Source organism: Flavobacterium sp. GNP008, from assembly GCF_056428965.1.
Window position 1 is genome coordinate 301315 of sequence record NZ_JBWJVL010000003.1, and the last position, 16799, is coordinate 318113.

The window sequence follows — 16799 nt, forward strand, 5'->3', positions numbered from 1 at the left end:
TATTTTAAGAATAAAATTATTTTAAGATTTTTGTTCCTCAAGAAAATATTCATTTAAAACTGCTATCGCAGGGTATCATTCAAAGGATTGCATGGTAACCAATTTATTGTAAGTGCCATTTAATGCAATTAGTTCGTCGTGCTTTCCTTGCTCCACTATCTTTCCTTTTTGCATCACCACAATCAAATCTGCTTTTTGAATTGTAGAAAGGCGGTGCGCAATGACAATTGAGGTTCTGTTTTGCATCATGTTTTCTAGAGCTACTTGCACGAACTTTTCGCTTTCGGTGTCCAATGCTGATGTAGCTTCATCGAGAATCATAATTGGAGGGTTTTTTAAAACGGCTCTTGCAATAGACAATCGTTGTTTTTGCCCACCAGAAAGTTTGTTTCCGCTGTCACCAATGTTCGTGTGAATTCCTAAGGGTAAATCTTTGACAAACTCATAAGCATTGGCAATTTTTAACGCTTCGATAATTTCTTCATCTGTAGCTTCTAATTTTCCCAATGCAACATTTGCTTTGATCGTGTCATTAAATAATATACTGTCTTGTGTAACTAGACCCATCAAGCCTCGAAGCGATTTCAAACTGAAATCTTTGATGTTCACTCCGTCAATGGTGATTTCGCCTTCGCTAGTGTCATAAAAACGGGTCAGCAAATTGGCGATGGTGCTTTTTCCGCTCCCGGATTGTCCAACAAGAGCCACCGTTTGTCCTTTTTTGACCACAAGCGTAAAGTCTTTCAAAACATTTTCTTTTTCGTATTTAAAGTTAATGTTTTTGAGGGTTATGTTCGAATCAAAAGTATTTTTTTCGAGCGCATTTTCTTTTGAAGTAATTTCATTTTCAACTTCTAAAACTTCAAAAACCCGTTCTGCGGCAGCTAAACCATTTTTCACGGCATAAGATGCTTTAGAAATGGCTTTGGCAGGAGTTAAAATATTGAATGCCAAGGTAAGAAAAACAATAAAAGCCGCGCCTTCAAGGGTTTTGTCAATTAATACTAAGTTTCCACCATACCATAATAACGCAGCTATTGTAGTGATTCCTAAAAACTCACTCAATGGTGTTGCCAAATTATTTTTATCGCCTATACTATTTGATAAATGCAACAATCGGGTTACCGAATCGTTGAATCTGTTTTTAAAATTAGGTTCTGCATTATAGCTTTTAATCACTTTCAAACCGCCCAAACTTTCATCTACTATTGAAATCAGAAATCCACTTTCTTTTTGTGCCTGTAAGGATTGTGCTCTCAAGTTTTTAGCGATTTTTGAAATGATAAATCCCGAAATTGGAATAAAAACTAAAACAAAAAACGTTAGTTCTACGCTTATAAAAAACATGGTTACTATTGCAAATACGATCGTTAATGGTTCTTTTACGATCAGTTCCAGTATCGAAAAAAAGGAATTTTGAACTTCGTTGACATCACCAAGCATTCGCGCCATTATGTCCCCTTTTCTTTTCTCTGTATAGTAGGATATAGGTAATTCAATGATTTTATCATACATTGATTTTCGTAAATCGCGTAATACGCCATTTTTGAGGTGCATGATGTGATGGGAAGCAAGGTAATTGAATAAATTTTTGAATAAAAAAGTGATGATTACCAAAGAAACGACAAGTAAGAGGGCAAACTGAGGACTATTATCTTTTGTTAATTCGGTTATTTTAAAATACAAAAGATCAGTTCCATAATCTTTTATATTTCCAATTCCGGTATATATTGGCTCTTTTTCAATTGTTTTGACTTTACCAAAAAGTACTTGAAGTACCGGGAGCAGTGTCAACATAGAAATTGTGCTGAACAACGCATATAGAACGTTGTACACCACATTCCAGATGATATGAGTTTTGTACGGTTTAGTAAAAGGAATTAATTTTATTAAATTTCTGTCCATTAGTTCAATTGCATTGCAATAATAATATTTTTAATTTTTTCGTTTAACACGGTTTCCAGTTCCTGAAAATCTTCTACAGCATTCAATTCAGTATTTACACTTATGTAAAATTTTATTTTTGGTTCCGTTCCGCTAGGTCTTGCACATATTTTTGATCCGTCTTCCGTGTAATAAATCAATACGTTCGATTTTGGAATATTCATTTTAGTTTCCTCATCCGTAAGCAAATTTTTCGCTATCGATGATTGGTAATCTTCTAACATAATCACTCGTTGTCCGTTGATTTCTTTCATTGGATTCTCTCTCATGTCAATCATCATCTGATTGATTTCCTGTAAACCATCCATTCCTTTTTTAGTCAACGAAACTAAGTGTTCTTTGTAAAAACCGTTGTCAACATACAGTTGTAGTAATTCCTTGTAAACCGTACTTCCTTTGGCTTTGGCTTGAGCTGCAAGTTCGCAAATCAATAAAGTAGCAGCAACAGCATCTTTATCCCTTACGGCATCACCTACCATATAACCAAAACTTTCTTCACCACCACCAATGAATTCCAACTCAGGAAAATCTTTAATCATTTTAGCAATCCATTTGAAACCAGTCAAACCCACTTTACATTCTACATCGTAGTTTGTCGCTAATTCCATCATCATAGGAGTAGAAACGATTGTAGAACCTACAAATTGTTTTCCGTTGATTTTTCCTGCTTTTTTCCATTGTTCCAATAAAAAGGCAGTCATCAAAATCATGGTTTGATTTCCGTTAAGCAACGTCATTTTGCCTTCGTTATCTCTAACAGCAACTCCCAAACGGTCACAATCAGGATCAGTCCCAATAACAATATCCGAATTCATTTTGTCTGCCAAAGCCAAAGCCATTGTCAGTGCTTCGGGCTCCTCCGGATTTGGAGATTTAACGGTTGGGAAATCACCATTTGGCACTCTTTGTTCTTCAACAATATTCACGTTAGGATAACCCGCTTGCGATAAGGTGTCAGGAACTAAGGTTATGGAAGTCCCATGCAAAGAGGTGAAAACAATATTCAGATTTTTTTTGGCGTCAGCCGAAGTTCCAAAGCTGGCATTTTCGATAGTCGATTTGATAAAAGCTTCATCCACTTCGGTATCAATATAATGTATCAAGTCTTCATTGGCAGTAAACTTGATTTGATTGTAATTTAAATTTTCGATAACAGAGATGATTCCCTCATCTTCCGGTGGTACAATTTGTCCACCATCTTGCCAATATACTTTGTACCCGTTATATTCAGGTGGATTGTGAGAGGCTGTAAGAACAATTCCGCATTGACAACCTAAATGTTTCACCGCAAATGACAATTCTGGTGTAGGTCTCAATTCCGAAAATAAATACACTTCAATTCCGTTAGCCGAGAAAACATCCGCAACTAATTTGGCCAGCGTATTGCTATTATGACGACAATCGTAAGCAATAACCGCTTTCAAAGGCTGGTTAGGAAAAGCAGTATGCAAGTAATCCGAAAGTCCCTGTGTGCTTTTTCCAAGCGTATATTTATTGATGCGGTTGTTTCCTACTCCCATAACACCGCGCATTCCGCCAGTTCCAAATTCAAGATTTTTATAAAAGCTTTCTTCCAGTTCTTTAGGTGATGTAGTCATCAGTTCCTTGATAGCTTCCTGTGTAACGGTGTCAAATGTTGGCGTAAGCCACTCATTTACTGCATCCAAAATATTTTGTTTGATGTCCATTCTACTTTTTTTTAGTTTCTAAATTCGTAATTAAAATTTAAACACAGTTTTTTATTTTTAGGAGCTATATCCTGCTATTCGCTGTATCTTTTTCTTTTTTTAAAGAAAAAAAAGAAAAAGGATGCCGCTGTTATCAGGGCTAGTAATTAGTTACACAAGAAAAATTGTCTTTTCATTTAGTTTTAGTTAAAACTATAAAAAATTAACCTCACTTGACACTTTATAGCGCTCTTCATTGTTTTTTGTTCGTAAAATTATTTCGCCAAGAAACCCTGCTAAAAATAATTGTGTTCCCAAAATCATTGTGGTAAGAGCAATGTAAAACCAAGGATTACTCGTAACCAAACTATAGCGCATGTCATTGTACATGTGGTATAGTTTAGAAATTCCAATGTATCCGGCAAGCATAAATCCGATGATAAACATCAACGATCCCATAGCACCAAATAAATGCATCGGTCTTTTTCCAAAACGGGAAAGAAACCAAATGGTAATTAAATCCAGAAAACCATTAATGAAACGTTCCATACCAAATTTGGTTTCACCATATTTTCGCGCTTGATGCTGCACTACTTTTTCGCCGATTTTTCCAAAACCAGCATTTTTTGCCAAAACTGGAATGTATCGGTGCATTTCACCTGAAACTTCAATGTTTTTTACCACAATATTTTTGTAGGCTTTCAGTCCACAATTGAAATCATTCAATTCCACTCCCGAAGTTTTTCTGGCAGCCCAATTGAATAATTTAGACGGCAAGTTTTTTGCCACCACGGAATCGTAGCGTTTCTTTTTCCATCCGGAAACCAAATCATAGTTGCCAGTGGTAATCATGTCGTACAGTCCCGGGATTTCCTCTGGGCTGTCTTGCAAGTCGGCATCCATAGTGATAATAACATCGCCTTTCGCTTTTGCAAAACCAGCATGCAACGCTTGTGATTTCCCGAAATTTTTCATGAAACGAACGCCTTTTACATGGGGATTTTCATTAGCAAATCCTTCGATAATAGTCCATGAATTATCGGTACTACCATCATCCAGAAAAATGATTTCGTACGTATAATTATGAGATTGCATCACTTTGAAGATCCAGTTGTATAGTTCATTAAGCGATTCCTCTTCATTAAGAAGCGGTATGAGTATTGATAAATTCATTACTATTTATTCTTGTGTAGATTTGCTTTTGAAGAATGCTGCTAAAATTAATCCGAAAATAGAACTGAAAACAATACTAAAGACAGAACCTTTAAGTAACTCTAAAGTAGAATAAGGATTGTTTTCTTTTAATTTGGCTATAGCTTCATTAATTGCTGATGCTGGTGTACCAAATTTTTGAAGCATGTTGACCGTATATTTAATCATTAATTCATTTAAAGTTTCTTTAGCAGAAGGGTCAATAAAGTTGAATAAAAGAACATTAAAAAAAGTAGAAATTAAAATACCGATAAGAGTAGCGATAAAATAGGTAGTAAAAGCATCTTTAAAAGTAAAAACATTTTGAAGGTCTTTTTTTGTTTTTGTCAGTAATACTATTCCTATTACCAAGTAAGTAACAATGCTCAAAGCTCCAATCCACCATGAAGTAAAGAGGTTTAAATCAATAGCATATATAGTTGCTGTAATTAATGCAGAAACAATTCCAATTATTACTCCAAAAGTAATTCCGTTTCTTTTAATGATTTCATTTACCATTGTTATAGTTTTTAGGATTAGACCACAAATATAACAATTCCCAATATATTCGTAGCTAAAAATCGCTTTTTACGATTATATAAAAAAAGTGTTGCAAAGATTTGATTATTGGAAAAAAATTGTAAATTTGCAAACTCAAAATAATATTGTAAAACAAAAAGTTATAATGCGTTTATACCTTTTCTGTTAGAAGAAAAGCTTCAAGACAAGTTATAATTAACAAATAAAAAAGATTAACAAGATGAAAAAAGGAATTCACCCAGAAAATTACAGATTAGTTGCATTTAAAGACATGTCAAATGACGAAGTTTTTATTACTAAATCTACTGCAGATACAAGAGAAACATTAACAGTTGACGGTGTTGAATACCCAGTTGTAAAAATGGAGATCTCTAGAACTTCTCACCCTTTTTACACAGGTAAATCTAAACTTATCGATACTGCAGGACGTATTGATAAATTCAAAACTAAGTACGCTAAACACGCTAAATAATAAAAGCTTGTTTTTAAATACAATTAAGCCTTCCTTTTGGGAGGCTTTTTTATTTTTATCTATTTGAAAACGTTGTAACTTTGGGGTTAAGAATATTAAATGGGAATTGTTATAATTAATTTTCGATGAATCAAATAACTAAATAAACAGTTTTTATGAATTACATACTTTTTGACGGACCTGCTAGAAATGCCTTATTGCCTTTTACTTTCACACGTCCAGTTGCAGATATTCTTATTGGTATCATGACGATTCGTCAAAAGTGGGAAATGCGTCTGGGCTCTACTACAACTACGTTGACAGAGGACTATTTATCAGAGAAATTTCCAATGGTAGAATTAGAGCAAAATGTAATGATAAACGCTTCCTTTCTTCCTAATGATTTATTAGTAGAGATGGTTGGCAATCTGGAACCCAATCAGGCTATTTTTAAAGGGGAGGAAGTGATTGCTTTCTATACTAATGAAGAGCAGGAAGAAGTAGATTTTGATACCTATGAAATTATTGAATATACTACTGATTGCTTAACAGTTCAAAACACTTGGGATATTTTTTCTAAAAATGATGCCGCTATTCGGGAAGATTTTGAATTCTTGACCGAAGACAGAACTTCACAGCCTATTCCTAAAAGTGTCAATGTAATTGCACCTGAAAATATATTTATTGAAGAAGGGGCAAAGTTGGAGTTTGTTACTTTAAATGCTTCAATGGGGCCAATATATATAGGCAAGGATTCAGAAATTATGGAAGGTTCAGTCATTAGAGGTCCTTTTGCTTTGTGTGAAAATGCATCGGTAAAGATGGCATCAAAAATATATGGCGCCACAACAGTAGGGCCGCATTCTAGAGTTGGAGGCGAAGTTAATAACTCTGTATTATTTGGGTATTCTAATAAAGGGCATGATGGGTTTTTAGGAAATTCGGTACTTGGCGAATGGTGTAATATTGGAGCCGACAGTAATAATTCGAATCTAAAAAATAATTACGAAGAAGTAAAATTGTGGAGCTATGAAACCGAGGGATTTGCTAAAACCGGACTTCAGTTTTGCGGTTTAATGATGGGAGACCACAGCAAGTGCGGTATTAACACCATGTTCAATACGGGAACAGTAGTAGGAGTGAGTGCTAATATTTTTGGTAGCGGATTTCCCCGCAATTTTGTGCCTAGTTTTTCTTGGGGTGGTGCTTCTGGCTTTACTACCTACATCACCAAGAAAGCTTTTGAAACGGCAAGATTAGTAATGAGCCGTCGAAACGTAGATTTCGATGAAAGAGAGGCTGCAATTCTTGAACACATTTTTGAGGAATCTAAAAAGTGGAGAAAAGAATAACACATCAATTTTCACATGATATAAAAGCCTCTTGTGGGGCTTTTTTGTTTTAAATACATTATTTTTTGGCTGTTTATTGATAAGCGTACACTAACGAGCCGTCTTTTATCAAATCAATTAGGGTGGTGGCATTGATATCTGGAACAGAAAAACAGCCCAAGCTAAATTTACTGTACATTCTTTTTGACGAATGGACTACGATGTTTCTTTTCAAAGCATTTGAGTTTTTATCGCTTTCCAACCCGTTTAGTTTTAAAGAATAACCCCAAGCGCCTTTGTAAGTTTGTAAAGTAACATAACAGCCTAGTGAGGTTGCGTTGCTTCCCACCGTATTGCTAAATGATTTAGGTGTTAGTCCGGTTCCTGATCCAGAGCCATGGTCGACATTGCTAATGAGCAAGACCTTGCTATTTTTTAAGTCGATGACATAAAGCCTTGCTTCCTCTATTGACTTAGAAAAATCAATTAGTGTAATAATATTTTTATTCTTGGCTTTAAAACCCCATTTAGTTTGTATTTCGGTTGCCTTTTTTACAATTTCGGCGTTGTCTTGAGCTGCTATGCAATTGAAAATGCATAGAAAAAGTAGCGTAATAATTTTTTTCATGAACTGATTTTTAAAATTTCCTTTAGGCCCAAACTTTAAGTTTATAGTTTTAATAGTGTTGTTTTACAATATGAATTTCCTGTTTTCATGGGGCTTAAACGCGGATTGATATCGGGTTCACGATTCAGGGGTTTGTTGTTTTTCTAAGATTTTTTTTATAAAGAAATAGATTTTTAAAATCACGTAAGTAACTGTTAATCAGATTACAAAACTATAAAAAATATTGACGTTTTTCTAATAAATTTTTATTTTTTTAATTAAAATTGTTATATACTATTTCAATTGTTCAACTACTGAATTAAACTATATTTGCACTTTCAAAAAAAATGTTCGATTGCGAAACATAAAGTACAACTTTTGAACATTAACTTTAAACTAAAATAATGATTACAGTTAACGATATTTCTGTACAGTTTGGTGGTACGACACTTTTTAGCGATGTTTCTTTTGCTATAAACGAAAATGATAAAATTGCCTTGATGGGTAAAAATGGAGCAGGAAAATCGACACTGCTAAAAATTATAGCAGGGCAAAGCAAGCCTTCAACAGGTAATATTTCGGCACCAAAAGATGCTGTTGTAGCTTATTTGCCTCAGCATTTATTGACTACAGATGGCGCAACGGTGATGGAAGAAACCTCTAAAGCTTTTGGAGAAGTTTTTGGAATGAAAGCTGAAATCGATGAAATCAATGAGCAATTGACGATTCGTACTGATTATGAAAGCGATGCTTACATGAAACTAATTGAAAGAGTTTCTGACTTAAGTGAGAAATTCTATGCGATAGAAGAAGTAAATTATGAAGCCGAAGTCGAGAAAATCCTGATTGGTTTGGGATTTGTTCGCGAAGATTTTTGTCGTCAAACTTCAGAATTTTCGGGAGGCTGGAGAATGCGGATAGAATTAGCCAAAATTCTTTTGCAAAAACCAGACTTAATTTTACTGGATGAACCTACCAACCACATGGATATTGAAAGTATTCAGTGGCTAGAAGATTTCTTGATTAATTCTGCCAAAGCGGTTGTGGTGATTTCTCATGATAAAGCTTTCGTAGATAATATTACCAATCGTACGATAGAGGTAACAATGGGAAGAATTTATGATTACAAAGCCAAATATTCTCATTATCTGGAACTTAGGAAAGACAGAAGAATTCATCAGCAAAAAGCCTATGATGAGCAACAACGAATGATTGCCGATAACCGGACTTTTATCGATCGTTTTAAAGGAACATTTTCTAAAACGGACGCCGTTCAGTCTCGTGTTAAGATGTTAGAAAAGCTCGTTATTGTTCAGGTTGATGAGGTTGATACCTCGGCATTGAAGCTAAAATTTCCACCTGCCGCACGTTCGGGACAGTATCCGGTTATTGTTAAGGATTTATCAAAGTCGTATGGCGATCATGTGGTTTTTTCGAATGCGAATATGGTTATTGAAAGAGGTGAAAAAGTAGCTTTCGTGGGCAAAAATGGGGAAGGCAAATCGACAATGATTAAAGCCATTATGAAAGAAATTGAAATTAATGGTGGAAGTTTAGAAATTGGTCATAACGCACAAATTGGTTATTTTGCTCAAAATCAAGCTTCATTGTTGAACGAAAATGCTACAATTTTTGAAACTATTGATGATATTGCTGTAGGTGATGTTCGAACTAAAATTAAAGACATTTTAGGCGCTTTTATGTTTCAAGGTGATGACGTTACCAAAAAAGTAAAAGTGCTTTCCGGGGGTGAGAAAACGCGGTTGGCAATGATAAAATTATTGTTAGAACCAGTGAATTTATTGATTCTGGATGAGCCTTCAAATCACTTGGATATGAAAACCAAAGACATTATCAAAGATGCACTACGAGATTTTGATGGAACTTTAATCTTGGTTTCACACGATAGAGATTTCTTAGACGGATTAGCGACTAAGGTTTTTGAATTTGGGAACAAAAGAGTAGTAGAACACTTTGAAGATATTGCCGGTTTCTTAGCTCACAAAAAAATGGACAGTATGAAAGAAATAGAAAAATAATCCTTGGATTGTTTATAAAAACTAAAAAAGAGGCTGTATTTTAAATACAGCCTCTTTTTAATTACAGTCTGATTCCCGGAGGAAGTAATTCTTTGTAAACAGGATTTTTTTTGAAAAACAGAACTATTTTAGGTAGAATTGGCACAACCTTAAATTTTCGTTCTATCGCAATTTCCATAATGTTTTTTAGAAAATTTGAAACGAATTCTTCATCTTCGAATGATTCAGGGACATTTATTTTTGTTAAAAATATTTTCTTCTCCTGAAACGAATATTCAACAGTAACTAATCCTTGATTGACAGTAGTCTCAAATTGTCTTGCAAAAGTATTGTCTTTGATTTCCATGGTCATCGCTGTATCCATAATAATTAATTCTTTTTGATTGGTATTTCTACCAAAAATATTTTTGATTTGGGAATAAAATAAATTTTAAATGCATATAAAATATATTATTTCCATGGCATCTCTTGCCTTCAAAATGGAATAGTTACCCTCTATTTTCGCCGTTTATCAAAACGTTGAAACGCCGTTCTAGGAATTTTAATCTTCTATATCAAATGGATATTAGTATCGAATATTCCTAAATGAAAAAAGGGTTTCTGGTAGACCTAAACTAGGTTACTATCATTTTTATCATTTGACTAAGTAGTGTTTACAAAGGTATTGATTTGATTTTCAATATCAAACGATTTGTAGTCGTATCTTGGTGTTGTGTTTTGGGACTAAAGATGCAATCCTGCTTAAACTAGTTTTTGTTTTCCAAATAGGCATTCGCTTAGGAATGTTCCTCTCTAGGATTCTGTAAAGATTATTAGGACTTATTAAAATTAATTACGCTATCATTTTCCATACTTTTATTGTGCTTTAGATCTGTGCTTCATAAAGAATTTTTTGTATTAGTTTGTCTTTCAAAACCGGTTACCTCAGTTGTATTGTTGTCATTTTTAGTGTTTAGTATTCCAAATTTTAAACCGTCCGAATTCAAATACTTGCCGAAAGAAAAAGGGAAATTAGTTTAGGCCAATTAAATTTAGTAGAGCTCCTTTTGTATGATTCCAATAGTTGAGCAGTCATAAATTATTGGTAATATAAAGTGAGTAATTGAATGGTTTTCAATAAAAAAAATTATTTTTATAAAAAATTAGCCCTAAAGAGTGAAGTTTTGATGTAATTTTTTTAAATAGTTATGAGTAGAATTCCGGTTTATCTAATGCCAGGTTTGGCTTCAAGTAGTGCTATTTTTGAGCGGATTGTGCTCCCTGAAGCGGTGTTTCAAATTCATTTATTAGAATGGGAGATTCCACTGGATGATGAATCCTTGATGAATTATGCAGAGAGAATTTCATCCAAAATAAAGCATGAAAATCCAGTTTTGATTGGGGTTTCTTTTGGGGGAATCTTAGTCCAGGAAATGGCTAAATATGTGAAAGCACGAAAGGTCATTATTATTTCGAGTGTAAAATGCAATGCTGAATTTCCGCGAAGATTAAAAATTGCTAAAACCACCAAAGCGTATAAATTAATTCCCATGAGTTTGTTTGCAAATATTGAAAGCTTGGCTAAATTTTCTTTTGGAGAAAAAGTGAATCAGCGACTCAAGCTGTATGAAAAATTTCTTTCGGTTCGGGATATTGGCTATTTGAATTGGGCGGTTGAACAAGTCATTTTATGGGATAGAAATGTTATTGATGAAGAAGTAATTCACATTCATGGAGATGCAGACGATGTTTTTCCGATTAAATATATCAAGAATTGTATCGTTGTAAAAGGCGGGACACACATTATGATTCTAAACAAATATAAATGGTTGAATGAAAACTTACCATCTCTAATATTAGGAGTAAAAAAAGAAGCCAAAGTGTTTTTGTAACTACGAAAAAAAATAAGAAAAGATGAAGCCTATTTATAAAGTTATTCTGATCCTTACTGTAATTTTTGCGAGTGGGATATTCATTTTTGCAACAACCAACGATGCGAAAGTAAAAGAAGCCAAAGAAGCAATTGTTTATAGTTTTCCTGTAAAATTGGATTTTGCAGGAGAAGCAACACCCTTAACGATATCAGATGTTAAAGAACGATTTGATCGGGAATTGCTGGTGAATGTGAATTTACACGCTTCCACTATTTTGGCTATAAAAAGAGCCAATCGTGCTTTTCCTGTCATTGAACCAATTTTGAAAAAGAATGGTATTCCGGATGATTTTAAATATCTGGCAGTTATAGAAAGTGGATTAGTCAATGTAGTTTCGCCAGCTGGAGCAAGAGGGATTTGGCAATTTATGCCAGAGACAGCAAAAGAACGCGGTATGGAAGTCGGTGAAAATGTGGATCAGCGTTATGATTTGGAGAAATCAACTCAAGCAGCTTGTAGTTATTTTTTGAGTGCTAAAGGGAAGTTTGGTAATTGGACTTTGGCAGCAGCCTCCTATAATGGAGGAATGACGGGAATAAACAAGCAAATTGGGATTCAAAAAGTATCTGATTATTATGACTTACTGCTTACTGAAGAAACGTCCCGTTATGTTTTTAGAATTTTGGCGTTGAAAGAAATTATGGAAAATCCTATAAAATATGGGTTTACAATACTTCCAGAAGATCGGTATGAAATTTTGCCTACTAGAAAAATCGAAATTGACAGTTCCATTACGGACTTGGCAGCATTTGCCAAAGGTCAGGGAATTAACTACAAGATTTTGAAAATACACAATCCTTGGCTCAGGGAAACAAAATTGCTGAATGATACTGGTAAAAAATACCAAATCGAAATTCCGTTAAAAGGATATTAACTGTTTTTTTTTGAACAATATAAGGGGTTTAAGAAAACATAAGTGACATAAAAACTAAAATCTTTAAGTGGTTAAATAAACTTATATTTTATACGGTTGTTAAAACAAAGGGGAGTCTGTTTGCACTTATAATAATTCATATTAAATTAAATAAAAAAGGGTCAAATGTGTATCATTTGACCCTTTTTTAATAGTAGAATAAATTATATTTTTTTCATTTGATCTTTCATCATCGTAATCTGATCTTTCAACATATTCTGTTTGTCTAATTTTTTGGCTTCATTCAATAGGGATGTAGCTTCTAATTTTCGGCGGCGAGTCATGGCAACTCCGGCTAAATTTAATTTGGCTACCGCTAAATCCATGTCCATTGATAATCCTAACTCAATTGCTTTTTTGAAATATTTTTCTGCTTGATTGATATTCGTTTGCGAAAGCATGATTCCGTGCAGGTAATTAAAATAGCCTTGTTGTTTTTGTATCAAAGCCGTTTCAGGGTTTTTAATATAAGCCAGCCATTTTTTAGCTCCTTCAAAATCTTGTTTTCGTAGTTTTAAGAAGGCCAATAAGATGAATTCGTTTTTGAAGTAAAGGAAAATAGGAATTGCACTTAATATAAGAAGGAAAATTCCGTTACCAATGTTACTTTCTGTAAATTGCCAAATGCCAGTAACGATAATAAGTCCGGCGATAATAAGTTTAATATTTCTGTGAAACATAGTGTGTTTATTTTAAGATCACAAATATAGTAAAATGAATTGAAAATATTTTTACAAAACTACTTGTGAGAAAAAAAAGTCTTTGTATATTTGCACTCGGTTTTAGAATAACAGTTATTCAAAAATAGGAAGACATATAAATAAGATTTTAAAGATACAAAGCAATGAGCAAAAGAACGTTTCAACCATCGAAAAGAAAAAGAAGAAATAAGCACGGATTTATGGACAGAATGGCTTCTGCAAATGGAAGAAAAGTTCTTGCGCGTAGAAGAGCTAAAGGAAGACATAAATTGACTGTTTCTTGCGAACCAAGACACAAAAAATAATGTTTCTATAAACATAAATAAGGCGTTACTTTTTTTAGTATCGCCTTTTTTTATACCTATTCGTTAAAAAAAGAATAAGATTAAAGGTGAAGGGTTTAAAGTAGAATAACTTTGATCTTTGTAAAAAATAACTACACAACACAAATACATCCAATGCCAAAAGATACTTCCATAAAATCAGTTTTAATAATAGGTTCAGGTCCTATTGTTATTGGTCAGGCTTGCGAATTTGATTATGCAGGGTCACAATCTGCTCGATCTATTCGTGAAGAAGGAATTGAAGTGATTCTAATCAACTCGAATCCGGCAACGATTATGACCGACCCTACTATGGCCGATCATGTTTACTTGAAGCCACTGACTACAAAATCAATAATTGAAATCCTTAAAGCACATCCTCAAATTGATGCCGTTTTGCCTACAATGGGCGGGCAAACCGCTTTGAACTTGTGTCTGGAAGCTGATGAAAAAGGGATTTGGGCAGATTTTGGAGTTAAATTAATCGGTGTTGATGTAAACGCAATTAATATTACCGAAGACCGTGAGCAGTTCAAACAATTGCTTAAAAAAATTGGTGTACCATCTGCTCCTGCAGAAATATGTACTTCTTATCTTAGAGGAAAAGAAATTGCTCAGGAATTTGGTTTTCCTTTAGTAATCCGTCCCTCTTTTACTTTAGGTGGAACCGGAGCTGCTATCGTTTATAAAAAAGAAGATTTTGATGAACTTTTAACTAGAGGTTTAGAAGCATCACCCATTCACGAAGTCTTAATTGATAAAGCTTTGATGGGTTGGAAAGAATACGAATTGGAACTTTTGAGAGATAAAAATGACAATGTGGTGATTATCTGTTCTATTGAAAATATGGATCCAATGGGAATACATACCGGAGATTCCATCACTGTTGCGCCTGCCATGACTTTGTCAGACACGACTTTTCAAAGAATGCGTGATTATGCCATCTTGATGATGCGTAGCATCGGAAATTTTGCTGGAGGTTGTAACGTGCAGTTTGCTGTTTCTCCTGACGATAGGGAAGACATTGTAGCGATTGAAATCAATCCTCGTGTGTCTCGTTCTTCGGCTTTAGCATCTAAAGCAACGGGGTATCCTATTGCAAAAATTGCTTCTAAATTGGCTTTGGGATATAACTTGGACGAGTTGCAAAATCAAATTACCAAATCGACTTCGGCTTTATTCGAACCAACTTTGGATTATGTGATTGTAAAAATTCCTCGTTGGAACTTTGATAAATTTGAAGGAGCTGACCGAACTTTAGGGCTTCAAATGAAATCCGTTGGGGAAGTAATGGGAATTGGTCGTTCGTTCCAAGAAGCATTGCACAAAGCGACTCAATCATTAGAAATCAAAAGAAATGGTTTGGGTGCTGACGGAAAAGGATACACGAATTACGAACAAATTATCGAGAAACTGACTTTTGCAAGTTGGGATCGTGTTTTTGTGATTTATGATGCTATCGCGATGGGGATTCCGTTGAGCCGCATTCATGAAATCACTAAAATTGATATGTGGTTCTTGAAACAATACGAAGAACTGTATACGTTAGAAAAAGAAATCTCAAACTATAAAGTAGATTCATTGCCAAGAGAGTTGTTGTTGGAAGCAAAGCAAAAAGGGTTCGCCGACAGACAAATTGCGCACATGGTAGGTTGCCTGGAAAGCCAGGTGCACACCTTGCGTACTACAATGAACATCAATCGTGTGTTTAAATTAGTAGATACTTGTGCGGCCGAATTCAAGGCGAAAACGCCTTACTATTACTCAACTTTTGAAGCCGAAATTGAAAAAGCAGATGGAACTCGTTACGTTGATAACGAAAGTGTTGTTACAGATAAAAAGAAAATAATCGTTCTTGGGTCAGGCCCAAATAGAATTGGACAAGGAATCGAATTTGATTATTCTTGTGTTCACGGTGTGCTTGCCGCCAAAGAATGTGGTTACGAAACGATTATGATCAACTGTAATCCAGAAACAGTTTCGACTGATTTTGATACAGCTGATAAATTGTATTTCGAACCGGTTTTTTGGGAACATATTTACGATATTATTCAACATGAGAAACCGGAAGGCGTTATCGTACAATTAGGTGGGCAAACGGCCTTGAAATTGGCCGAAAAACTGTCTAAATACGGTATTAAAATTATAGGAACTAGTTTTGATGCTTTGGATTTAGCCGAAGACAGAGGCCGTTTCTCTGAACTTTTAACTGATTTAAAAATTCCTTTCCCACAATTTGGGATTGCAGAAACAGCTGATGAAGCATCTGCTTTGGCTGATGTTTTAGACTTTCCATTATTGATTCGTCCTTCTTATGTGTTGGGTGGTCAGGGGATGAAGATTGTAATCAACAAGCAAGAATTAGAGGAGCACGTGATCAATTTATTGAAAACGATTCCAGGTAATAAATTGCTTTTAGACCATTATTTGGATGGTGCAATTGAAGCCGAAGCCGATGCGATTTGCGATGGGGAGAATGTGTACATCATAGGAATTATGGAGCACATCGAACCTTGTGGAGTGCACTCTGGAGATAGTAACGCCACTTTACCACCGTTTAACTTAGGTGAATTTGTAATGCAACAAATAAAAGACCATACCAAAAATATTGCATTGGCTCTGAGAACCGTTGGTTTAATCAACATTCAGTTTGCGATAAAAGATGATATCGTTTACATCATTGAAGCAAATCCTAGAGCGTCTCGTACGGTTCCATTTATTGCGAAAGCATATGGAGAACCTTATGTGAACTATGCGACTAAAGTAATGCTAGGTCACAATAAAGTAACCGACTTTACTTTCAACCCACAGTTGAAAGGATACGCAATCAAACAACCGGTTTTCTCTTTCAGCAAATTCCATAATGTGAACAAAGCATTAGGACCAGAAATGAAATCAACAGGAGAGAGCATCTTGTTTATTGATGACTTGAAAGACGATCAATTCTACGAATTGTACTCTAGAAGAAAAATGTATTTGAGTAAATAGAAACTTGAATTTGTTATAGTGAAAAAGCCCCGATTGGGGCTTTTTTTGTGGAGTAATGTTTGATAGTTATTAGTTTAGGATTAGATGTGTACAGCGTTCCCGATGAACATATCGGAGAGCGGGTTTTTTTTTTGTGGGTAGATTCGCTAATAAATACCTGTTTACTCAATAGCGCAGATTAGCAATCCGTG

14 protein-coding genes are annotated in these 16799 nt (G+C 34.6%); 7 read left to right on the forward strand and 7 right to left on the reverse strand.

Annotation, left to right across the window (positions count from 1 at the left end):
* Positions 1–75: 75 nt before the first annotated feature.
* The 4 genes from AC0608_RS10795 to AC0608_RS10810 all read right to left on the reverse strand — a co-directional run bounded on the left by AC0608_RS10795 (position 76) and on the right by AC0608_RS10810 (position 5321).
* A complete protein-coding gene (locus AC0608_RS10795; protein ID WP_478289059.1) occupies positions 76–1905 on the reverse strand; it encodes an ABC transporter ATP-binding protein in 1830 nt (609 codons plus the stop codon).
* Positions 1905–3632 (reverse strand): phospho-sugar mutase, encoded by a 1728-nt coding sequence (locus AC0608_RS10800; RefSeq protein ID WP_478289060.1) that lies wholly within the window; start codon positions 3630–3632, stop codon positions 1905–1907. The genes AC0608_RS10795 and AC0608_RS10800 overlap by 1 nt, the downstream gene beginning before the upstream one ends.
* Positions 3633–3824: 192 nt before the next feature.
* A complete protein-coding gene (locus AC0608_RS10805) occupies positions 3825–4784 on the reverse strand; it encodes a glycosyltransferase family 2 protein (RefSeq protein WP_478289061.1) in 960 nt (319 codons plus the stop codon).
* 6 nt (positions 4785–4790) lie between these two features.
* Positions 4791–5321 (reverse strand): DUF4199 domain-containing protein, encoded by a 531-nt coding sequence (locus AC0608_RS10810; protein ID WP_417960597.1) that lies wholly within the window; start codon positions 5319–5321, stop codon positions 4791–4793.
* Between the two features lie 241 nt (positions 5322–5562).
* Here AC0608_RS10810 and AC0608_RS10815 point away from each other — a divergent pair, with 241 nt between their 5' ends.
* Both AC0608_RS10815 and AC0608_RS10820 read left to right on the forward strand, forming a co-directional pair.
* On the forward strand, positions 5563–5814 hold the full coding sequence (locus AC0608_RS10815; protein WP_066077760.1) for a type B 50S ribosomal protein L31: 252 nt from the start codon (positions 5563–5565) through the stop codon (positions 5812–5814).
* A 155-nt stretch (positions 5815–5969) separates the two neighbouring features.
* Positions 5970–7145, forward strand: a complete 1176-nt coding sequence (locus AC0608_RS10820; protein ID WP_478289062.1) for a GlmU family protein — start codon at positions 5970–5972, stop codon at positions 7143–7145.
* Positions 7146–7218: 73 nt separating this feature from the next.
* On the opposite strand, the gene AC0608_RS10825 is transcribed toward AC0608_RS10820, so the two are convergent.
* Positions 7219–7752, reverse strand: a complete 534-nt coding sequence (locus AC0608_RS10825) for a murein L,D-transpeptidase catalytic domain family protein (protein WP_417960593.1) — start codon at positions 7750–7752, stop codon at positions 7219–7221.
* A 383-nt stretch (positions 7753–8135) separates the two neighbouring features.
* Here AC0608_RS10825 and AC0608_RS10830 point away from each other — a divergent pair, with 383 nt between their 5' ends.
* Positions 8136–9770 carry an ABC-F family ATP-binding cassette domain-containing protein gene (locus AC0608_RS10830; RefSeq protein WP_478289063.1) on the forward strand — a complete coding sequence of 545 codons (1635 nt, stop codon included), beginning with the start codon at positions 8136–8138 and terminating at the stop codon, positions 9768–9770.
* Positions 9771–9831: 61 nt separating this feature from the next.
* On the opposite strand, the gene AC0608_RS10835 is transcribed toward AC0608_RS10830, so the two are convergent.
* Positions 9832–10116 (reverse strand): GNAT family N-acetyltransferase, encoded by a 285-nt coding sequence (locus AC0608_RS10835; RefSeq protein ID WP_417961233.1) that lies wholly within the window; start codon positions 10114–10116, stop codon positions 9832–9834.
* An 841-nt stretch (positions 10117–10957) separates the two neighbouring features.
* Here AC0608_RS10835 and AC0608_RS10840 point away from each other — a divergent pair.
* On the forward strand, positions 10958–11641 hold the full coding sequence (locus AC0608_RS10840; protein WP_478289064.1) for an alpha/beta fold hydrolase: 684 nt from the start codon (positions 10958–10960) through the stop codon (positions 11639–11641).
* Between the two features lie 22 nt (positions 11642–11663).
* Positions 11664–12557, forward strand: a complete 894-nt coding sequence (locus tag AC0608_RS10845) for a lytic transglycosylase domain-containing protein (RefSeq protein WP_417960587.1) — start codon at positions 11664–11666, stop codon at positions 12555–12557.
* Positions 12558–12760: 203 nt separating this feature from the next.
* Here the strand turns inward: AC0608_RS10845 and AC0608_RS10850 are convergent, their stop codons facing one another.
* On the reverse strand, positions 12761–13276 hold the full coding sequence (locus tag AC0608_RS10850; RefSeq protein ID WP_417960585.1) for a DUF2892 domain-containing protein: 516 nt from the start codon (positions 13274–13276) through the stop codon (positions 12761–12763).
* A gap of 164 nt (positions 13277–13440) precedes the next feature.
* Here AC0608_RS10850 and rpmH point away from each other — a divergent pair, with 164 nt between their 5' ends.
* Complete coding sequence (rpmH, locus tag AC0608_RS10855) at positions 13441–13602, forward strand: 50S ribosomal protein L34 (RefSeq protein WP_007136275.1); 162 nt, start codon at positions 13441–13443, stop codon at positions 13600–13602.
* 153 nt (positions 13603–13755) lie between these two features.
* Complete coding sequence (gene carB, locus AC0608_RS10860; protein ID WP_417960583.1) at positions 13756–16608, forward strand: carbamoyl-phosphate synthase large subunit; 2853 nt, start codon at positions 13756–13758, stop codon at positions 16606–16608.
* Positions 16609–16799 lie beyond the last annotated feature (191 nt).